Source organism: Micromonospora sp. DT81.3 (genome assembly GCF_049847225.1).
Taxonomy (GTDB): Bacteria; Actinomycetota; Actinomycetes; order Actinomycetales; family Microbacteriaceae; genus Microbacterium.
Genome location: NZ_JBNCNY010000007.1, coordinates 208,496 through 228,253, shown reverse-complemented (window position 1 = coordinate 228,253; position 19,758 = coordinate 208,496). Strand labels below are relative to the sequence as shown.

At 62.9% G+C, this 19,758-nt stretch carries 21 protein-coding genes and 3 pseudogenes; 14 read left to right on the top strand and 10 right to left on the bottom strand.

The genetic code is table 11. The annotated features are described in order from the left end of the window. Positions 1 to 242 precede the first annotated feature (242 nt). On the top strand, positions 243 to 401 hold the full coding sequence (locus tag ACPW96_RS16760) for a hypothetical protein (protein ID WP_425884411.1): 159 nt from the start codon (positions 243 to 245) through the stop codon (positions 399 to 401). 89 nt (positions 402 to 490) lie between these two features. On the opposite strand, the gene ACPW96_RS16755 is transcribed toward ACPW96_RS16760, so the two are convergent. Together ACPW96_RS16755 and ACPW96_RS16750 are read right to left on the bottom strand one after the other, a co-directional pair. Further along, positions 491 to 1,897 (bottom strand): OmpA family protein, encoded by a 1,407-nt coding sequence (locus tag ACPW96_RS16755; RefSeq protein ID WP_425884409.1) that lies wholly within the window; start codon positions 1,895 to 1,897, stop codon positions 491 to 493. A 1,016-nt stretch (positions 1,898 to 2,913) separates the two neighbouring features. Further along, on the bottom strand, positions 2,914 to 3,177 hold the full coding sequence (locus ACPW96_RS16750; protein ID WP_425884407.1) for a transposase: 264 nt from the start codon (positions 3,175 to 3,177) through the stop codon (positions 2,914 to 2,916). Here ACPW96_RS16750 and ACPW96_RS16745 point away from each other — a divergent pair. Then, a complete protein-coding gene (locus ACPW96_RS16745; protein ID WP_425884405.1) occupies positions 3,176 to 3,595 on the top strand; it encodes a hypothetical protein in 420 nt (139 codons plus the stop codon). The two genes, ACPW96_RS16750 and ACPW96_RS16745, sit on opposite strands and share 2 nt — an antisense overlap. Here ACPW96_RS16745 and ACPW96_RS16740 read toward each other — a convergent pair. Next, a pseudogene (locus ACPW96_RS16740) lies at positions 3,584 to 3,973 on the bottom strand (IS110 family transposase); the annotation flags it as partial. The gene ACPW96_RS16745 and the pseudogene ACPW96_RS16740 overlap by 12 nt on opposite strands. A gap of 263 nt (positions 3,974 to 4,236) precedes the next feature. Between ACPW96_RS16740 and ACPW96_RS16735 the strand changes: the two are divergent. Then, positions 4,237 to 4,380 (top strand): hypothetical protein, encoded by a 144-nt coding sequence (locus ACPW96_RS16735; protein WP_425884403.1) that lies wholly within the window; start codon positions 4,237 to 4,239, stop codon positions 4,378 to 4,380. A 75-nt stretch (positions 4,381 to 4,455) separates the two neighbouring features. Here ACPW96_RS16735 and ACPW96_RS16730 read toward each other — a convergent pair. Together ACPW96_RS16730 and ACPW96_RS16725 are read right to left on the bottom strand one after the other, a co-directional pair. Continuing rightward, positions 4,456 to 4,677, bottom strand: a pseudogene (locus tag ACPW96_RS16730) (transposase); the annotation flags it as partial. Between the two features lie 209 nt (positions 4,678 to 4,886). Continuing rightward, positions 4,887 to 5,342, bottom strand: a complete 456-nt coding sequence (locus ACPW96_RS16725; protein WP_425884401.1) for an IS110 family transposase — start codon at positions 5,340 to 5,342, stop codon at positions 4,887 to 4,889. A gap of 117 nt (positions 5,343 to 5,459) precedes the next feature. On the opposite strand from ACPW96_RS16725, the gene ACPW96_RS16720 reads away from it, so the two are divergent. The 7 genes from ACPW96_RS16720 (at position 5,460) to ACPW96_RS16690 (ending at position 14,211) form a co-directional block, all read left to right on the top strand. Next, positions 5,460 to 6,149: a vWA domain-containing protein gene (locus tag ACPW96_RS16720; RefSeq protein ID WP_425884399.1), complete on the top strand. Its 690-nt coding sequence runs from the start codon at positions 5,460 to 5,462 to the stop codon at positions 6,147 to 6,149. 30 nt (positions 6,150 to 6,179) lie between these two features. Further along, positions 6,180 to 7,193 carry a protein phosphatase 2C domain-containing protein gene (locus ACPW96_RS16715; protein WP_425884397.1) on the top strand — a complete coding sequence of 338 codons (1,014 nt, stop codon included), beginning with the start codon at positions 6,180 to 6,182 and terminating at the stop codon, positions 7,191 to 7,193. Positions 7,194 to 7,195: 2 nt separating this feature from the next. Beyond that, positions 7,196 to 8,425 carry a protein kinase domain-containing protein gene (locus tag ACPW96_RS16710; RefSeq protein WP_425884453.1) on the top strand — a complete coding sequence of 410 codons (1,230 nt, stop codon included), beginning with the start codon at positions 7,196 to 7,198 and terminating at the stop codon, positions 8,423 to 8,425. Positions 8,426 to 8,860: 435 nt separating this feature from the next. Beyond that, entirely contained in the window at positions 8,861 to 11,269 is a 2,409-nt protein-coding gene (locus ACPW96_RS16705) for a hypothetical protein (RefSeq protein WP_425884395.1), read from the top strand. A gap of 1,069 nt (positions 11,270 to 12,338) precedes the next feature. Next, positions 12,339 to 12,593: a hypothetical protein gene (locus ACPW96_RS16700; RefSeq protein ID WP_425884393.1), complete on the top strand. Its 255-nt coding sequence runs from the start codon at positions 12,339 to 12,341 to the stop codon at positions 12,591 to 12,593. Continuing rightward, complete coding sequence (locus tag ACPW96_RS16695; RefSeq protein WP_425884391.1) at positions 12,590 to 13,600, top strand: zeta toxin family protein; 1,011 nt, start codon at positions 12,590 to 12,592, stop codon at positions 13,598 to 13,600. Before ACPW96_RS16700 ends, ACPW96_RS16695 begins: the two co-directional genes overlap by 4 nt. Then, the gene (locus tag ACPW96_RS16690; RefSeq protein WP_425884389.1) at positions 13,597 to 14,211 is read left to right on the top strand and encodes a recombinase family protein; all 615 of its coding nucleotides are present in this window, start codon (positions 13,597 to 13,599) and stop codon (positions 14,209 to 14,211) included. The genes ACPW96_RS16695 and ACPW96_RS16690 overlap by 4 nt, the downstream gene beginning before the upstream one ends. A gap of 176 nt (positions 14,212 to 14,387) precedes the next feature. Here ACPW96_RS16690 and ACPW96_RS16685 read toward each other — a convergent pair whose 3' ends face one another. From ACPW96_RS16685 to ACPW96_RS16670, 4 genes are read right to left on the bottom strand one after another with little or no spacing between them, the layout of a single operon-like run. Then, a complete protein-coding gene (locus ACPW96_RS16685) occupies positions 14,388 to 14,642 on the bottom strand; it encodes a hypothetical protein (RefSeq protein ID WP_425884387.1) in 255 nt (84 codons plus the stop codon). A gap of 47 nt (positions 14,643 to 14,689) precedes the next feature. Then, complete coding sequence (locus ACPW96_RS16680; RefSeq protein WP_425884385.1) at positions 14,690 to 15,715, bottom strand: hypothetical protein; 1,026 nt, start codon at positions 15,713 to 15,715, stop codon at positions 14,690 to 14,692. After that, entirely contained in the window at positions 15,712 to 16,215 is a 504-nt protein-coding gene (locus ACPW96_RS16675) for a hypothetical protein (protein ID WP_425884383.1), read from the bottom strand. Before ACPW96_RS16675 ends, ACPW96_RS16680 begins: the two co-directional genes overlap by 4 nt. 2 nt (positions 16,216 to 16,217) lie before the next feature. Next, positions 16,218 to 16,877, bottom strand: a complete 660-nt coding sequence (locus tag ACPW96_RS16670; protein WP_425884381.1) for a ParA family protein — start codon at positions 16,875 to 16,877, stop codon at positions 16,218 to 16,220. A 126-nt stretch (positions 16,878 to 17,003) separates the two neighbouring features. On the opposite strand from ACPW96_RS16670, the gene ACPW96_RS16665 reads away from it, so the two are divergent. The 4 genes and pseudogenes from ACPW96_RS16665 to ACPW96_RS16650 all read left to right on the top strand — a co-directional run bounded on the left by ACPW96_RS16665 (position 17,004) and on the right by ACPW96_RS16650 (position 19,049). Next, a complete protein-coding gene (locus ACPW96_RS16665; protein ID WP_425884379.1) occupies positions 17,004 to 17,594 on the top strand; it encodes a hypothetical protein in 591 nt (196 codons plus the stop codon). A gap of 92 nt (positions 17,595 to 17,686) precedes the next feature. Further along, a complete protein-coding gene (locus tag ACPW96_RS16660; RefSeq protein WP_425884455.1) occupies positions 17,687 to 17,920 on the top strand; it encodes a hypothetical protein in 234 nt (77 codons plus the stop codon). Then, a pseudogene (locus ACPW96_RS16655) lies at positions 17,835 to 18,293 on the top strand (hypothetical protein); the annotation flags it as partial. The gene ACPW96_RS16660 and the pseudogene ACPW96_RS16655, both read left to right, overlap by 86 nt. A 186-nt stretch (positions 18,294 to 18,479) precedes the next feature. After that, positions 18,480 to 19,049: a tyrosine-type recombinase/integrase gene (locus tag ACPW96_RS16650; RefSeq protein ID WP_425884451.1), complete on the top strand. Its 570-nt coding sequence runs from the start codon at positions 18,480 to 18,482 to the stop codon at positions 19,047 to 19,049. Positions 19,050 to 19,118: 69 nt separating this feature from the next. Here ACPW96_RS16650 and ACPW96_RS16645 read toward each other — a convergent pair. Beyond that, a partial coding sequence (locus tag ACPW96_RS16645; RefSeq protein WP_425884377.1) for an IS30 family transposase occupies positions 19,119 to 19,758 on the bottom strand: 640 nt, incomplete at its 5' end.

Here is a 19,758-nt window from a genome sequence, read left to right as displayed (position 1 = left end):
GGCCGACCCCCGCGGAGGACGCGACCAAACATCCAGAAAGTCGACTGACGACGGTCGCCCACACGCTGACTTGCCAGTACCAAGTACATGTGGGATGTCTGGGTGGCGGGAATCCTGGGGGTCATCGCAGGAATCGCTGCCAGCTGGGCGGCAGTGCACCTGCAGGCCCGGCAGGACCGACGGCACGGTACTACCCCCGCCTTCGAGAGCTCCCCACCAAGGCTGTGTTCAAGGATGGCCTGATGGCGTTCGACGTGCTGGAGTCAAGGACTGACATAGGTGTCCACATGCCGGGTGACATTAAGCCCTTCCCACAGGTCGACATGATCAGATCCTTGACAGACGGGATCCAGGATCAGGTTCGCGGCGAAATGATCGAGTTTCGGGTCAGCGATGCCTGAGCCGGGGGCAATTGATCTCGCTCGACACACGTCGCGCACGCCACAGGTGCCATCGCGAACACGATGATGAACTGAGGAGAAGCGGCGCATCACAAGTTTGCGACAGCTGTGGGTAGATCCTCGGAAGTCGCAGAGAGGCCGCCCAACGCCTTGAAGACTCGGTCCCTCACGACATCGAATTCAGCAGTATCGGACGCGAACTTCTGCTTCCAGTCGCCCACCCGTGCCCCACGCGCAGTCGCATCCGGCCCTTTTGTTTGTTCCACGAGGTAGTGCGTTACGACATCAACCCCAAGGCCGAAGGCATTTGACGAGCGAACATTTCTTAGCCATTCCGCGCCACGTTGCTTCACGCGCAGCGCCCCTTGGCCGGTTATTTCGCTCGCGATTTGACTGGCGGCGCCGTCACGCGCAGCCCATGGCTCAGCCGCGCGCTTGCCCGCCTCGTGCGCCTCTGCGGACAGGTAGATCGTCCCCGGAACCGCCAGAACAGCTAGCACTAGGGCAGAGGTCTCGGCCGCCGCGACCGCCGCAACTCCCACGCTCCTCCAGCCCGCCGGCGTGAGCCCGAGATCCGCTTGGATCCCACCGGTGAATTCCAAATCGAACTTGACATCGTTGATGACAATGGACGGAAACTTAGCTTCTAAGCTGAACACAATGAAGAAGGGACGAGGGCCCAACTGCACTCCGGCGGAAGGCTTGACGCCCCATTTCTCCATCTCCACACCGAGCTTCAATGAGCCACCGCGCCCATGTTGAGGTGGCTCAAACCCTAGCTGGGCCTTCACTGCATTTCGCAACTGGACCTCGAATTCGCCCCCGAACGTGCCTGTCGCCGCGTCGTAAGAAAAGCCTTCGCTTGCGGCCGGCGCCCCGACTTGCGGTCCTCGGATCCATTTGGCCTTGAGTTCACCGACCAAGTGAACCTCTATATCGAAATATCCAGCCGTGAACTGATCGATGGGCTCAGTGAAGGTGACCTTGAACGTACCTTCCAAGCCGGTCGTGCTGGCAGAACGGCTAGCAGAAGGAGGGATCCTAGGCGGTGCAGTGGTCGCCTCTGGCGATGCAACGATAGGCTGGCTATATAGCGTGACATCCACTCTGCGATTCCGCGCATAGGCGGCACCCGTGGGCGATCGATCAACTGGTTCGTCTGATCCTGCCGCGCTGTCGTAGACGGACCGAAAACCGAGCTCTTGCAGATAGTTTCTCACTATTCGCGCACGTGTTGCGGCCAGTTGGGCGTTGTTCCGCGCCTCACCAGGACCACTTGCGTGTCCGCGCACAGTGAACTGAACGTCGCTTAACGACGGCGCCATAAAATACGTGCGACCAAACTCGCGCAAAGCTTCCTGATGTTCCTTTCCTAGAGATACGTGATCGACGGGATAATTCCAGAGAGATAGCGTTCCGATACTGATGGTCGACCGCGGATCGGGGTTGTTTCGGGCCCACGACACCTCTTCTGCCAGCGCCGCGGAAGGAGTCATGGCAGCCTCACGGGAGCTTCAAGGTTGGTGCGCGAGCAAGGCGCGCTCATCAGACGGCGATCGAGAACCGAGGACAAAGGATTCAAGACCGTGCGAAGGCCCAACTGATAATGGGTCAAACAGACAATGCCGCCTTGCGCGGCGGGGGGTGAACCGCGTCCGCGCAGCCGACGTCCTCTTGAAAAGGAGCGGGAAGCGACGAGCATGGCGGAACATCCATTCGTGGAGAAGTCGGTCGCGCTTCCCTGGGAACAGCCATCGCTAGGAAATCCTCTGAGCGGTGGGATCTGAATTCGGTGCACCCGTGCAACTTTTCGATCCGCAATATGCCGCCCGGGAAACGTTAGTATCCTCCATTTCCTCGAGGTGCCACGAACGTGGTGGGCGTCCGCTTGCAGGATTCGCTCGACTACATCAGCTCAAATTGTGAAATCTGGTCGCATCTTCCAAGGCGATACGAGATGGCGGCTCACTCGGTGATTGTCCTGTCGAAGGACCATCGACGTACCGTCGCCTCCAGGTTCCTCTCTCCCCGACGCCTGGTCAAGGGTCCAGTAGCTGCGACCACTGGCTGGGGGTGATGGTGCGAGGGAAGCGCGGAGCACGTCGAGGCACCCGGAAGTTCGTCATAGACTCCCTTCCTGGAGGACCTCGACCCCTATCCGCGAGGCAGCCGAACCACACTTTCGACAGTTGGGAGCCCGCAAATGCCCCGTGACCAGGCGCGGTGGCGGCGAAGTCCCGGTGACTGAGCCAGTGCGAGGAACTCCTGGCGACTGAGCCAATGGCGGTGTTCATTCGGTGCTAGAAGCAGCGCCGCTTCCCAGGTCAAGTCCTTTCAGCTGGTGTGCGGATCGGTCCGGTGATTCTTCGTCGGGTTATGCGGTGAGCGCGCGGTAGTCCGGTTCGGGACCTCCTCTGGTTCGGTGGCGGGTTCGCCGACCTGGCGGGCTCTGGCGAGGGCGTCGAGACCGAGGGAACGGCGTTGCTCGGCCCATTCGATGCCCCTATGGATGTCAACCGGGTATGGATGGGGCGCTGACGGCTGGGGTGTTCGCGGTATGGATGTGTGGGACGATCTCGCGCGCGACGTAGCGTTTCAGGCAGCGGACGGCTTCGCGGCGAGTCTTGCCCTCGGTGAGGCGACGGGCGAGATAATCCTGCGTGCGGGGGTCCCAGCGCAGGCGAGTGATGGCGATTCGCCAGAGAGCGGCGTTCGCTTGCCGGTCTCCTCCGCGGTTCAGGCGGCGCCGTTGAGTTTGGCCGGACGTTACCTCCATGGGGCTGGTTCCGCAGAGCGCGGCGAGCGATGATTCGGTCGCGAAGTCGGTCGCGGATATCACCACCGGCGATCAGAAGGGCAGCAGCGCTACCTGGGCCGACGCAGTGGATCTGCAGGATCCCTGGCGCGCATTGTTCGACCGCGAAAGCGATCCGGGCGGTGAGATCATCGATCGCCTCGGTGAGAGGCTGGATTCGCTTTGCCAGGAGCCGGACCGTGCGGCGGACAGCGGCAACGGTGCCGGAGTATCGGGTTTCATTCAGCCACGAGCATCGGCGAATAAGTTGTTTGGTGGTCAGCCCGTCGAGGGACTCCCTCACGGCCGGGTCGGCCGTCACGATGAGCAACTTGAGCAGGTTGATCGCTTGGGTGCGGGACTTGATCGCCGAGTTGTTGGCCATCTTGAAGACCCTTAGCATCTCGACCGCTCCGTCGCTGGTCTTGGCCACGGACGTTGCTCGCCTGGGCAGGACTGCGCGGGATGCGGCTTCCGCGTCGACCACGGCGGTCTTCCACGCCGACGCCGAGCGGCCTTGTCGGGCTGGTTGACCTTGACAACGGAGATCCCACGCGATCGCAGGTGGCGCCAAGCCGGCTCCGTACGAACCGGTGCATTCGACCCCGGCGCGGCGAAGCAGGCCGAACGACGCCGCCCAGGACAGTAGCTGCTCGTATCCCTCTCGAGTCGCCGGAAACCTCCGGGTCTCGATCAGCCCGCCGATCGTAGTGATGACAGCGCCGACGTGAACCTGCTTGTGAGTATCGACGCCGAGTACCACCTTCTTCGTCAACATGAGTGTCGCGTTCTGCAGGGATGTTCGCGGACACGATCTCTCTCTTTTCGATACGCGGGCCGAGAGTCGTAGCCGATCGAGCGGGTGGTCAAGACCTGTGACGGTGCCTAATCGAAGGCCCCTATTGCGACACGCCCACCGGCGGGGGCGACGACGATGTCACTGTTCCGAGCCGCAGTCGACGGATCGAATGCAAGGCATAGAGCCAATCGTGCTGCGGGTCAGGCTGCTGCTCGGAACAGCGTGTTTTCATCCTCACAATCGTGCTGCTCGGCGAGGACAGCTCCGACGAGCCGGATGATCGCGTCGCGGTTCGGGCGCCGCGATCGTCAAGCGGCGACGCCGAATTGGTGGTGTTCTGCTCTCTCGAGGTCTATGAGGTGTGCTCGGTAGACGACGTTGGCTAGGTGTCGTTTGAGGCAGCGGCGTGCTTCGGCGGCGGTCTTCCCTTCGCCTTGTTTGCGGGCGGGGTATTCGCGTGCGGGCGGGTGCCAACGCGCCTGGACCATCGCGATCGTGAAGAGCGCCCGGTTGAGTTGGCGGTTCCCGCCGCGTGCAAGCCGATGGCGGTGCGTGTTGCCGCTGGACGCGGGGATACGGGCCACGCCCGCGTGCGCGACGATTGCTGCTGCTGATGCGTAGTGGCGGGGGTCTCGGACCTCGCCGAGGATCTTTGCTGCGACAAGAGGGCCGACGCCGCAGATTGCAAGGAGGTGTGTCGGGTGTGGCGGCGCGCGAGCTCGGCGTTGATATCGGTCTCAAGTTCCGCCTGCTCGTCTCGAAGCGCGTTCAACCGTCGAACCGCAGCAAGTGCGAGCTTCGCGCGCGTCGGGTCGGGCTTTCGTGCCTTGAGCGCGAGGCTTCGCGCTCGCGCGAACGCGGGCCTTGAAATCAGTGGGCCCGTGGTCTCGTGTTAGCCCGGTGACATGACCAGGAGTAACGCGTGGAGGCGGTTGCGGACAAGGACTTCCTCGCTGACCAGCTGGTCCCGAGCATCGACGACCAGTTTGAGATCTGCATCGAGGTGCGCCGCGTCCATCGTAGGTAGGTCTGGTTCGCGGAGTGCGATCCGTGCGATGGCGACGGCATCCCCTTCGTCGTCCTTTCCGGGTCGGCGGGAGCGCTTGCGTTCGTCGGCGGTCAGGTTCGAGGAGACATCCAGCACGGTATAGCCGGCCGCGAGCAGAAGTCTCGCGAGCGGCAGCCCGTAGCCCCTTGTTCCCTCGACGGCGACGGTATCTGCGCCGGTGGATGCGACCCAGTCCAGGAGCTTGGTTAGATGCTCTGGGGCAGCTCCGCTCTCATGTCGTGCGACGCAGCGACCGTGTTCGTCGATTGCCGCGGCGACGTGTTCTAAGCGCTGGTGCAACCTGTCTGGTCGCGAGGCCGAAAACCTGTCACACTGACGCCTATATGTGGAGTGGCCGCGCGTCTCGGAGCTCTGTGACTCCCGGCGGGACCTTCGCGGCCATCGGACTGGAGCGAGATGTACATTGACGAGGCCGAATATGATAGCAACGATCCGAGATGCCCTCTTGTGCTGATCCTTGACACCTCCACCTCGATGGGGCGTCCACGGGTCGGACCGGGTGGCGAGCCCCTTGAGCGGGCGATGGAACAGCTGAACCGGGGACTTCGCGCTCTCGCTTCTGAGTTGCGGAACGACGCGGTGGCTGAGCGACGTGTTGAGATTCGAGTCGTCACCTTTGGTGGGCAGGTCCGAGTGCAGGGGGACTGGCAACTCGCGGCGGACTGGCGTCCACCGACACTCACTGCGAGCGGTAGGACACCTATGGGTGAGGCGATCCGAACGTCTCTGAAAATCGCCCAAGCGCGACGCGAGGAGTTGGCGGAGAAGGGCATTGCGTCGTACAGGCCCTGGCTGTTCCTTCTAACGGACGGCGAGCCAACGGACGACATCACCGTCGGGGCGGACGCGATCACCGCCGCCAACCGGTCACACGATTCGCGGCAACACGTGCTGTTCTGGCCCGTCGCAGCACAAGGAGCAAATCCCGATGTGCTGCGCACGGTCGACCCGAGTCAGCCCGTGCTCGCTTTGGACGAGACGGATTGGTCATCGCTTTTTCAGTGGGTGTCTCACGCACTGGCTGGAGTCAGTCGATCTCGACCCGGCGAACAACTAAAGATTCAGCCGTGGACGATCACTTTGTAGTCGCCGATTCGGTGACGCTTGGTTGGACGCGTGATTAGAGACTCCGGGTCGCTTTATGCGGTAACTGCATCCATCCGCGGGACTGCCCATCGAGGGCGCGACGTCGAGAACCAAGACCGCGTATTGACCGTTGGAAGGGCTGGCGTTGTGCTCATTTGTCTCGCAGACGGTCTCGGAAGCGCGGCCAGCGCGGGGACGGCTGCGCAGGTAGCAGTGAATGAGGCCATGGCCGTGCTCATCTCCTTCTTGCCCTCGCCTGGGCTCTATTCGAGCGTTGACAACGGCACCAATCGTCAGAGTCGTGGCATAGTCGTGCCAACACGACGATGGGCCGTCCCGGACCCGAGTTGGCGACGCATAGTCGTAACGGCAGTCCTGCGAGCCAGAGTGGCAGTGCTGAGAACTGCTCGGGAGTACGGTGCGGCGGTGCGAGACTTTGGCACAACTCTCTCCGTTGTCGCGGTGACAAAGGACGGTGTACACGCCGCCCAGGTTGGCGATGGGTTCGTTGTGATCTGGCCAGCCGAACATCCCGCCGACGCCGTGGTGCTCGGCAAAGCCGATCCACTAGAAGTCGACCCGAGTCGAACCGCGACCCTTACCAGTGTCACCAGATTGGCCGACGTCGAACTGGACTCAGTTGCCTTCTCAAGAGATTCGCGTTTGCTCGTCAGTACAGACGGACTGGCTCCGATTGTATTCCGGAGCTGGCTCCCTCGAGAACCGGGTCCGCGGATCTTGGGCGCGATAACACGCGAAATGGATGCAGGGCGAATGTCGCCTTCCGAAGTTCGTGCGTGGCTTGATTCAGACGCCGTGATCCGGCGCACGGACGATGACAAATCGATAGCGCTCGTTGGCCGGGGTTTCAGGTCCCGCCGGCGGCACGGAAGCTCTGGCGCACAGCAACTGACCGGACGCCCCATTATGTCGGCGCGAGAAACGCTCGTGAGTCGTGAGGATGAGCAAAGATCGCGCCTAATCCTCGGCCGGTCTCCGGCGGTCGCGTCACGTGCTCTTTGTGGGACGAGGGGTGAACCTTGAAGGTGAAAGTGTTCTCACCGGATGAGCTAAGCGTGATCCGCGTCGCAGGAAGGGGCGGCGAGGGGACCGTTTATGAGGTCACGACTCCGGCGGGCGAGCGGCTTGCATATAAGCGGTATCACCCAGACGTCTTGTCACAGCGCGGAGTAGACCTCGAGCGAAAACTTCGGGCTATGCTGACCAATCCCCCGCATGTACCGAGTGGGGGAATGGACCACGCAGCTCTATTGTGGCCCATAGCAATTGTGATGCTCGAGTCAAACTTCTACGGATTTTGTATGCCTCTGCTGTCCGACACGAATCTCAAGTTGGTCAGCATCGTGGACGCGCGTGGCCGCCAGCGAAGTGCACGGGAAGATTGGACCTGGGCAGCGCGTTTGGTCATTTGCCACAACCTGTGTATCGCGCTGAGCGCGCTGCATTCTGTCGGAGCCGCTTACGGTGACCTCAACGAAGAGAATGCCGTTGTCAACCGGGATGGTCTAGTTACGCTTCTCGATCTTGACTCGATCAGTTTGCAGACAACGGACGGCACATATTACCCCGGCTCAGGCGCCACACGCGACGATTGGCGACCACCAGAATACTCTGAATCCTCAGTATTTACTCAGGATGGCGACTCGTGGGCGCTCGCGGTCCAAATATACATGCTACTAATGGAGAGCACTCGCCCGTATTCGGCTTCGGGTGTGGGGTACCCGCCAGTAGAGGCGGTTCGGCGTGGCACCTTTCCCGTGCTCGACCCATCGCTCCTCCCGCCGCGCAGTTCGCCCCCACTGGATCTCCTCCCGCCCTCGTTGCGCGCGCTTTTCAAGAGGACTTTTGGGGCTGGTAAAGATCGTCCCGAACTTCGGCCGCGAGCAAGTGAGTACGCCACCGCAATCACTGCCATCCTGGGTACACTTCGGTCCTGTCCTGATGTTCCCAGCCACGTCTGGGCTCCACCGCGCACAGTGTGTCCTTGGTGCGAAAGGAACCGATCCGCGCACGACCAACCACCCCACCAGAACCAAATTCGAATTCCTCAGGTTTTCTCCGGAGGGCAACTTGCGGAATCATCTGCGCGTTCCGCTCCACCGCAGTCGACGGAGTCGACGGCGCAGCAGCCCCTGAAACGCAAGTCGCGGACCGGGCGGGTGATAGCCGGAGTCGGTTGCGCATTCTTGATCATTGCGATTCTGTTGGTGATAGTGGTGATGGCAGGAACGCTTATGCTCCTAAGCAGCTTCTGAGACTGTTCCCCCAGACTCTCCGTTGTCCAAAGGGAACAGTGACGGTAGGCCATCGCTGCCCGACCGATATTGCTTCCCGTGCGACTATCCACACGGCGAAGCGAGTGCTCGAGACTGAGAGTCTGAGCTTCCTTTCCCCGCGCGCTCCCCAGAGTAAGGAAGACATGACTCGCGAGGCGTTGCGCTGGCTCCCGAAGAGGAGTATCACTGGGACTGCGACTTGACCTGCAGAAGTGGCGAGCACACGGACGGCGCGTGCCCGGGGTGTCACGAGAATGGTGAGTGGGCCTCGACCGAAGAGGGGTTTCGACTTGGATGCAAGAATACTGCTGGTTGCCAGGTTGGGTGCGTCGTCGGGGTCGTTCGCTCACAGGGAACCCACATCCCGCCGCTCGTTAGGGCATCTGCGCCTCCGGACAGGCGGGAGCTAAGGGCATGTCCGAAGCAGGCGACATTTCAGTGGCGCTTCCCACGGTAAGCGACCATGAGGCGGAGCAGCGATTCGGCAGTCTCGCTGACGGTTGCGCAGTTGACCTGCCTCCAAGCGACGTAATGGACTCGATCGACTTCGAGCGCTTCTTCTCGGTCGGTGTCAAGTACGGCGATCTCCAAGGGCAGGCGACCGTTCCAATCAACTTTGCACCAATCGCGCAGCAGTTCGCGGACGCGGATGTCAACGCGTTCGCAGTCGCAGGCGAGTCCGAACCTACTAGCCGCTCATCGAGAGGACCCTCAGGAGGAGGGGGCGCCGCTTCCTGGCCGCCCGCGGTAGTCAATTCGCTCCAGCAACTGGGAGAGTCGGTTCGTGCATTAGGCGCGGATGCGAGTTACGCACCATTGCTATCGCGCAGATCCTACTTCGCTTCTCAAGGTTCTTTGACACCACAATTAGCCACAGCGATCGATGCCCTGGCGCTGCCCCTAGCGATATTCATGCCGGTGCAACAAGAGTGGCACTTGCTTGGGTACACGAGAGGGCGGCTCGTAAGCTCTTTCACACTGGCGCCGCTGGAGGAACAAACCGTCGAGATCTTCACATGGGACCGAACGCGGACGAGTCTTGAGTCGTCGTTCTCCTTCGAATCGCAGCAGTCCAGTGAAAGTCGAACCACCACCAAGGACGCGGCCGACGTCGCGCAGGATATCTCGAAAATGAGCGGATTCGAGCTCCAAACTGGTGGAAAGGTCGGATTCAAGGTCGGTGTTGTAAATGCAGACGTGTCGGCAGGTGGGTCAGCGCGCACCAACTTCAATGACGTGGAAAAAACCACACGTCAAACTATTGTCGACGCTACCACGAGCGCGACGAGCCAAGTGTCGACAACTAGAACGCTAAAAGTCACAGAAAGTCGAGAGTACGGGCGAGAGGATCGGACCACTCGAAAGATCGCAAATGCAAACAAATGCCACTCGCTGACCGTGCCATTTTTCGAGATACTCGCCAACTACGAGATACGCACTAAGGTCGACCCCGCCCGCGTGAAGTTAGTCGCACTTGTGCGAAGTGAATTGCTTAGCGGCCGCAAACCATTGACCAGCGCGGACGTGCGGCAGCACGAGCGGGCGCTGAGCAGTAGTCTTCTCGAACCTGCCATGAGAGCGGGCTTCGAGGCTGCACGATTCTTGGATGCCCGTGACAGGGCGTGCTCCATTCTCTGCCGGGGGTGCCAATGCGACCATCACGACCCACCGGCGGTAGCGGACGGCATCGAGTGGAACAATGTAATGGATGCAGGCCTAAGGCTAGCCCAGGTCGCTGCAACCGTTCGCGACAATCGGCTGATGTTTCCCCTTTCTCTCCCGCCAGCTATAGTTGCCGAGGCGACCTCCCTCACCGATATCAAGCGGTATCTTTTTGCCAAGTCCCTTGCAAAAAACGCTCCTACCCTCTTGGCCGACATTGGGACCATCGTCACCCCTGGTGCGCCGCCGCCGATAAGTCTGTCTCAAGTACAGCGACTTTCCCAGACGGTCTCCGGAATGTCTGATGAGGTTATTAGCCGACTCGCGTACGATGTGGAGGTTACCGATGGGGTCTACTGGGAAATGCTGGTGTTCTTTACGGCGTTTTTCGGCGGCGGTATACACGGGGCTGGTGCCGCGGCCTTGAATGGCACCATCGTAAAGACGAATCTCGGAGGTATGAAGACCTACGACGATCAGGGTTTGCTAGGAGCGATTTCCAACTTTAGGGCGGCTGATGGAGCGTGGAAGGCGAGGGCCGAGGCAGAGCGAGCGAAGGACGAAAGAGCGCTGGAACTCAAAAGAATTGCCGATGAGGAGCGGGCTGCGAGGATTCTTGAAGTGTTTGGGTTGCGCGAAACCGCTGAAGCCGAGGAGCGCTTGAATGCGTTGATAAGCCACCTGAACGATTCAACAAATATCGATCATTATCGCTTTGCGATTTGGAACGAACGCTCAAACAACACTGATAGCAAACTCCTGGAGCTCGCAATGACGGGAATCATCGAGCCAGTCCCCATCGGGGTTGTGAATGATCAGCTGGCTGTTCCGCTTCAAATTCCCGAGGGCTCGAAGTTGGAGCAGTTCTTGGCGAGCCTTGTTACTGACTTGGGCGAATACCAGCTCCAGACGGTTCAGCGCGAGGTGCTTCCGACTGCTGCACTATACGTGGAAAGCGTCTTGAGTTCTTGTGTCGCATGTGAAAGTTCCGCCGTAGAGTACGATGCCATGCAACTCGATAAGCAGAGAAAGCGCGTTCGTTTGTTGCAACTCGAGGGAGATCGCCTACAAGCTCGGCTCGACCATAAGCCACCAATCTTGACTAACGATAAGGAGCGGCCGTCATTTTGGGTACGATTCAAGATGCTGTTCTGGTCGTAGGCCGCCGTGTCAGACCTCAGGCGGACGCCATGGCGTTCGGTCTTCAGAGTATGAGCTCCCGTCACGGCGGCAGCGCTCGTCCGAGACAGTGATGATCCCGAGTTTCGGCGACGACCAGCTGCTTGGCGTCGACGCTGTTTAGGTCGAACCTGTCTTATGTCACGAGGGGGTGATGGTCTTGACGGTCTCAACGCCCTCACAGCCGACGGGCTGCTCATCCTGCGGAGTCGCCGCAGTCGATCGCGGGCAACGGCGTCCGATCCTTCACGACCCGCTTCGAACCACCCCGGGGGCGGGCGGTGTGCGGCAACAAGCGCGGCATCATCGTTGGAACGCACACGAGCAGCATCCTTTTCATCTTCAGAGGATTGTTGTGGTGATCCCTGTCATAGGGATGGCTTGATCACCACTTAGAGAGGCCCTTCGCCCACGCGTGATTGGTGTTATCAACCACGAGGGATCCGGTCGGCAGGGCCTCGAGTGCATCGATGGTCAGGATTAGGCGAGGATTTGGTCTGTAGCGACATCCCGAAGATTGCGCCCGACAGGCACGCGGCTGGATGGATCAGTGGCCGTTCTGCGCGAGATTTGTCAACGATCCACGGACCGGTGCCTGGTAGGGATCGATAGGCCGGCCCTCTACAGGACGATTGTCGACGATCCGGCAATCGTTGCCCAGGTAGGGAACCCAATGGGCCGCACGCGGAGGTCCCTGATTCGGGGACCGCCCGCAGGCGGATCGAGTGCGGGCGGTGGAGCGTGTTGAGAAGATGACTCGACGGGACAACGCCGAAGCTTGCGCTGGAACCACAACATCGAGTTCACCCGGTCGTGATGCGCCGTTCAGCCAGAAGCGACATCTGCACTCGACATCGGCACCGGAATGGATCGCTCGCGGTCGAGGCGCGGTGTGCTGCCTGACGTCACCGCCGTGGACATCGACGCGTCGGCCGCCGGTCGGACGGCAACGCAACTCGGCGGGAACGCGGCCTTCCCTACCGCTGGACCGGTCCCGAAATACGGTCCGCTACCTTTTCGGGTTGGTCGATACACTCAGCTAGGAGGTGGGATGCCGAACTTGTCCGCATGGCGCGTGAATGACGTGGTCGCGTATGACGCGATGCTGGAGGTCGCCGGCACACTGACCGCCCTGCTCCTGAACATCGCACGCGCGGGGGGCGATGACGCATTAACGGCACGCCGAGAGCTGGCCGAGGTACGCCACGCCGTCCTGGCCGTCGATGGTTACGACCGGGCAGCGGTGGAGGCACTCGCAACTCGGTTGCGCGCACGCATTGGTGATCTCTCTGGGGCCGCCTCATGAGTGCCTGGGAGTTGAGCGACGACGAGCGAGCGGCCATCCTCCACGACGACATCCTCCCGCTCCTCTTTCCCGCCTCCGGTGCCACCGATGACCCGACCCTCACGCTCCTCACGGGGCAACCAGGCAGCGGGCGGCCGCAAGCCGCCGCCAGGATCTGCGCGGAGCAGGATGGCGAGGTGGCGATTCTCTCGGCCGACCAGCTGCGCGCCTTCCACCCATCGATTGCCGAGCTCGATGCGTCCGGTTCTGTTGAAGCGGTCGGTGAACTGCGTGCGGCGACGGCGGAGTGGCTGCGCGCGGGGATGGCATTTGCGCGGGAGCATCACCGGTCGTTGCTGGTCGAGGGCAGTTTCGCCACCCCGGCGGCTGCCGTTGCCACGGCGCAGCGGTTCGGGACCGACGGTTTCCGAACCCGGATCGTCATTGCGGGGGCGCGACGTGCGGAGAGCCTACTGTCAACGGTGTCCCTGTATCTGCACGGCGTGCAGACAGGCGGACCCGCCCGCTTCGTGAGCCGGGATGCGCACGACCGCGGCTTCGATGGCACCCACGCGTTGGCGGCGACTCTCGAAGAATCCGACGCCGTAAATCGTGTAACGGTTCTCGGACGCGCCGGTGCATCGGTCTTCGACGGCGTCAGCCGCAACACCGACCGGCCGTTCGTCGGTGCCCGGGCCGCCTTGCTGGCTACGCAGTCGGACCGGCTGACGAGCCTGCGGTCGGCGCAGTGGTTGAGTGAGCTGCGGCGGGTGACCGAGTACGCGGCCACTGTCCGTATGCCTCGCCCATTGACGGAATTGCTGATCGACCTGCACGAGACAGCGCTCCGCGAGGTCATCCCGGAGCTTCCCGTGCCCGCCGGGTCGAGGGTCGTCGCAGCGCAGGAGCGTCGCAGCGCCTCCGACCTGGTCTCGTTGCGCCGATCCCTTATCGAAGCCCGCCCGGTGGATGCGGCCGCGCCTTCGGTCGCCCAGAGCGGCCCCGAGCGCGGCGGCCCCTCACGATGACGCGTCTGGTCGGCTACACGCGGGAGCTGTTCCCTGGGGCGGGCACGACGCGCGATGTCGAGGAGCTCGAGCGGGCGGGGGCGAGCCGGGTCTTCGTCGATCCCGCGTCGGTAGGCGCTCGTAAACGGCCAGGTCTGGAGGAGTGTCTGCGTTGCCTGGGCACCGGGGACGTGCTGGTGGTGGTGAGTGCGGACCGACTCTCGCACGCACTCGCACACTTCGTCGCGACCATCGCGGAGCTCGGCAGTAGGGGCGTCTTGTTCCGCTCCCTGACGGAGCGGGCATTGTCGTCTGAGGCCGGCGACCCGGTCGCCCCGGCCGAGGTGCTCGCCGCGCTCGACGGACTGCGACGTCGTCTTCGAAGCCTGGAGACGCGGGAAGGGATGAAGGCGGCGGCAGCGAACGGGCGTCCCGCCGGCCGGCCGACAGTGATGACAGCCGAGCGAATCGCGATCGCACAGGAGCTCCGCAACCAAGGCCGCTCCTTCACCCGCATCGCCGGCGCCCTCGGCGTCAGTCCCAGCGCCGTACACCGCGCGCTCTCCTCCACGTCCCGCCCCGCCGAACCATCGGCTCAGCCGGGCCTGTCGACGCATCGCGTCTCTTCGTAACTGTTTCTGACGGCGCTTCCTGGTAGCGGAGTCGAGGGCGACCGGAGGGAGGCGCAGTGCCGGGTCGTGAGATTCCGGAGCGAGCCAAGCGAGTGAGGAAATGTCGCGAAAGCCCGGAACGGAGCAGCCCGGCGGGAGCTACGATGACCGGCCAGGAAAGCCCCCGCAGATGGGTGTCATTCAGCAACGAGGCGCAGGAGGTCGCGGGTGAACGCGCGGCGGTGCGTGGTGGGATCGATGATGACCTCCCGCATCGCCTCTTGCAGCGTCCGTTGGTACCCGGCGGGGAGGTCGGTGAGGGGTTCGATGCACCAGTCGAGGTCCTCGTCCAGGGTGTAGCCGGGCTCCTCGATGGGCTTTTCGGGGTAGTAGCCGAGGCTGGCGACGGCGAGGCGGAAGAGGACGGATTCGGCGACGTCACGTTCGAGCATGGGCGTGTCCTTTCGGATTGAGTATGACGGGCGATCCCCGAAGCGGGTCATCGTGAGAGCCCGCCGGTGTGTGGCGGGTTGCTCTGCGTGTGGGGGGCGGCGGGGTCGTTGTGGTGGGCGCGACGCTGGGGTCGGGACCGGAGTCGGGCGTTGATCGCGCGAGCGATCTCATCCATGCGCGCTTCTTCGTCGGTTGTCCCGGCTTCGGCGAGCTCGCGCAGGATGTCTCTGCGCAGCCCAGCCGATTGCCGACGGCGTTCTTCCTGTCGGCGGGCCGTCACTTCGGCGTTGCGTGCGAGGTCGGTTGCGCGTGCCCGTGCCGCGTCGCGCTTTTGCCGCTCCCGGACTTTCCGGACGGTGATCCACTCGGCTCGGATGCTGCGTGCTTGTTCGGGGGTGCGGGAGCGGGTGAAGAACGCGTCGGCGGCGGCGGCGTTGCGGTCGCGCTCTGCGGGACTCACTCGGTGGATCCTGCGCGGCGGCAGGCCAGCTGCTTTTCGTCGTCGCTCGCGCGCCTTCCACTCACGGTTGTACGCGAGGATCTTCTCCGGGTCCTGCTGGTACGCAGCCCTGCGGCGCTGTTTGATCTCATCGGCGTGCCGCTCGTAGTAGCGGCGGGCTCGTTCGGAGGCGGATCTCTGGTCGGTGCGGTAGGCGTCGCGGGCTTTCGCCTTGATTTCCTCTTTGTGTCGGGCGTACCACTCGCGCTGCAGTGCATTGCGGTGCTGGCGGAACCCGACCGGGTCCTCCTCGAACCGGCGGGCCAGGTAGGCCCGCTGCCGTTCCCGATTCAGTTCGCGGTGGGTTTCGGCGTACCTACGGCTGTATGAGAGGCGGCGCTCCCGCTGCTGGGCCTCTCGCTGTTGCTTCTCCCGTTTCCGCCGGTGTCGTTCCCGTTCCCGTGCGCTGTTCTTCTCCCGGTTCTTCTCGCGGTACTTCAGCGAGGAGGCCGCGACCTGTTCCGGGTGCGCTTCGCGGTAGCGGCGGCGGTACGCGCGCCAACGCTCGAGCTCCTCCTCCGACCTCTCGGCACGCGGGCCCCCGGGCCGGCCGGAGCCCGCCGCCCCGGTCATCGGATCACCCCCATGACACCCGTGTCCGCCAGGCCGACGTGCGCCGCCGTTGCGCATGCCAACGGTTGCTGATGGCGCGCGTGAGTCCGGTCGTTCGGCCGTGTAAATCCGGAGACCGGGACTGGCGAAGTGCCGGACGTCGGAGGTCGGTCAGTTGCGGAGACAGGGAGTCCCGGACTTGCAGACTTCGGAGCTGCGGGAGTGAGGGAGTTCCGTAGTTCGTCTTCGGTGCTGCGCAGGACGTGTCGGTGGGCGAGGAGGTGGTCGATGGCGATGCGCATGAGGGTGTTCTCGGTGATGCGCTCGTCCTTCACGGTGCGCTGTCGCATCAGCGTGCGGGCCAGAGCGGACAGTGCGGCGAACTGGTCCTCGCGCACGCGGGCTTCCTTGCGCATCAGCCGCGCGAACTTCGGCAACCTCCGCTGAGCGGCATCGACGGTTTCCGACTCGACACGTGCGCGGGCATCGTTCAGCTTCCCGGCGAGGTCGACCTTCCCCACCGTCACCACACCTCGAGGTGTGCGTTCGAGAACTGGTCGCTCATCTGTCGGCCGAACCCGGTCGCGTCTGAGATCGACCCGGCGGTGCGCCTGGTGTCCGGTGCGCTTGTCACGAGCTGCCTCAGCACCGCAGCGTCGGCATGGACCTTGTATTGGCGCAGGTAGGTGTCGAACCTCGGGATGCCGAGGGTGGTGTCCAGCAGTTCCCGCCAGGTGGCGAGTTGGTGGGGGATGCGGCCGTCGATCCGGTTCAGCAGAACCTTGTGCCGGAGATGTCGAGGTTCGATGAGCCGGGTGATCGTCCTCGTCGTCGGGTCCAGGGCCAGCGGCTCCGGCGTCAGCGGCACCACCACGAAGTCCGCGGCATCCAGCACTGCCTCGAGGATCTGCGTGTCCTCCAGGCTTCCGGGGGTGTCCACGAGCACGAAGTCGTACTCAACCCGCAGCTCGCTGACCCGGCCGAGCATGTTCGAGGACTGGGTGCCGGCGAAATCGAACGGCAACCGGTGATGGGCGTTCTCCGCCCACCACACCGTCGACTGCTGCGGATCCACATCCACCACCAGCACGTTGAAACGCCGGGCCAGCACCGCGGCGAGCTGCATCGCGACGGTGGTCTTGCCGACCCCGCCCTTCGGGTTGGCGATAGGGATGATCTTCATCTGCCGCACTTCCCATCTCCCTAACTTGCGTATCTAAATTGGTGGTAGACATCAGTACACCCCTTAGTCGTATAGTTATGCAAGAGGTATCTGCGGAAAGTCAACGCGGTAAGGCAAACTGAGGAGGTGAAGGTCGACGTGAAGACAACCGACGGGCAGCCAATGTCCGGGCTTGCCATCACTCAGCCCGTCGGTACTGCGTTGCGCATAGCCCCCGGCTTCATCGCCACCGCCCAAGATGACGACACCCATGTCGAGACGACGATCGAGGCGCACTTCAACCCGCAACGTGGGCGTTACGTGGTCACCACGATCGTGAATCGCGCGATCAGCGACGAGTTCGACGAGGTCCGGCTTCGCCATACGGCGCCACAGGCGATCCTGCAAGCAGCCGTCCCCCACTGCATCGCCGTCCAACTGGACGACGGGCCTGATGCCACCTGGCTCACGATCGCCGACCTCACCACCACCGAAGGACGCATCATCCCTCCATGGATGGCACAAGCCGTCGTGAAGCGCGGCTCGAAAGACGAACGCTGGGACGTCATCGAGATCCTCTACGGCACATCTGCGCTCTCGGACCTGCCGCCGGTAAAAGTGATTGCGCTTGAGCTCGACGTACCGGAACGCACCGCCACGGACTGGATCAGGAGGGCGCGCAACGCTGGACGCCTAGTCGGAATCACATCCAACGTCGGTCGACGGGCGAGTGACTAACGTCTCGCTCACCCCGTGAGACACCGCCCAGCAGCCATCTCCCGTACGCCTGTACTGTTCCCTCGGCCTGATCAAAATGTGAGGAGATCGCGATGACAATCGAATCAACACAATTGACCGACACTAACGACGCCGGGACGCGCTCCGCCTACCTCGACCGCCGGGAGGCAGCCGATTACTGCCGCGTGCCCATGTCGACTTTTGATTCGCTGCGGCGCCGTAACCAAGTCCCACACCCGGATGCCGAGATGGGCAAGCACATGCTGTGGAAGCGCTCGACACTGGACAACTTCCTTGAGGCGGGCGGCACTCGTGCGGTCCGATGAGGACCCTCCGTCACGTCTCGACCCAAAGACACGCCGTCCTCTGCCGGAGGGCATCCGATATCGAGCAGACCGAGGCGGGAAATACCAAGTCCGCGTCTGGGGTGTCGGCCGAAACGGCGAGTGGAGAGAGCGCACCGCCTTAGTCGGCACAATAAAGGAAGCAAAGGCGCTCAGAGCCGAAAGCGCTGCCAGGAAGTTCCCTGAAGGGAGCATGCGGCTGGATGAGTGGCATGCGCGGTACTGGGCAACCGTCCGCGACAGCGTGCGACCCTCCACCGCCCGAGCGTACGAGCGTGGGTGGCGCCTCCGAGTCAGGCCCTGGCTCGGACATCTTCGCCTTGAGAACATCACCGCGGGGCACGTCGAAGAAGCCCTAACCCAATGGAGCGGCGGCGCGTCAACGAAGATCGACGCGCTCGCGGTACTGAGCCGTTTGATGGACGGTGCTGTCAGGGCGAAGCTGATTCCCTTGAACCCGGCGCGACTCGCGCGAAGACCAGTCCCCGAGCCGCAGCTGAATTTGCGTTCGCGGGCCCTGACGCCAACCGAGGTGGGAGTAGTGCTGGGCGCAGTCCCCGCCGGCCCCTACCGCAACTATCTCGCGGGCCTCATCTACACAGGCATGCGAGCGAACGAGGCAGCAGCACTGCAAGTGGGAGATGTTCACCTCGATGCGCGCTCAATTCACGTTCATCGGAGCTTCAGCACCGACCTGGCCGGCAAGATCAGGGAGTACACGCCGAAGAGCCACAAAGAACGCGACGTCCCGATCCCCGCTGCGCTCGTTCCGTATCTGAACGAGGCGATAGACGGCAAGTCGCGGGAGGCCCTCGTTTTCACGGGGCCAAAAGGCGGACGGATCAACGGATCAAATGTTCGCCGGGCTGTTAAGTGGGACGAACTGAAGACACTCCTGGCGAGATCCGACTACCGAATTCACGACTTGCGTCACACTCTCGCCACCCTGCTGTTCGATGGCGGGGCGGCAGCAAACGATGTGCAGGCGATTATGGGTCACTCGACCCTGCAAATGACTGAGCGGTATAGCCGCGCACGGTCAGACGCCGCCCGGAGGGGCGCAGAGCGCCTAGACGGCCTGTTCCTTCCCGGCAACAACGGCCCCTCCTGATAGGTTTTAGATCCCTCGTGTCGGCGACGCTTGAAAACTGGAGAGTAACGACGCCTTGGTTTCCAGCGGTCATCGCAACGTGGGGGGATTCTGGGAATGTAGCAGTCGACCGAAGAGCTCTGCTGGGGTTCGGTCCCCGAGGGTGAGGCGTGGTCGTCGGTTCAGCTCGTCTTCGACGCGGGCGAGGTCTCTCGGGGAGTGCACGGCGAAGTTGGTCGACTTCGGAAAATACTGCCGCAGCAGCCCGTTCGTGTTTTCGTTCGTGCCGCGCTGCCACGGGCTGGCGGCGTCGCAGAAGTGGATCTTCGTTCCGGTGTCGGCGGTCACGTCCAGGTGCCGCGCCATCTCGGTGCCTTGGTCCCAGGTCAGCGTCCGCCGCAACGGCCGTGGTAATTCGCCGAGGACCCGCACGAGCACGGCGTGCAGCTCCGATGATGTCAGCGCGCTCAGATGCAGCAGGTTCACGTAACGGGTCTGCCGCTCCACGATGGTGCCGATCGCCGAGCGATGGTGGGGGCCGACGATGAGGTCCCCCTCCTTACGTTGTTGGTGAGACCGGGATCGAGCTGGCGTAGCGTTTCGGTCACCCTCGGGCAGCGGGTATGGCTCAGGTCTCCCTGCCGCACGACGGCTCCTTACGTTGTTGGTGAGACCGGGATCGAGCTGGCGTAGCGTTTCGGTCACCCTCGGGCAGCGGGTATGGCTCAGG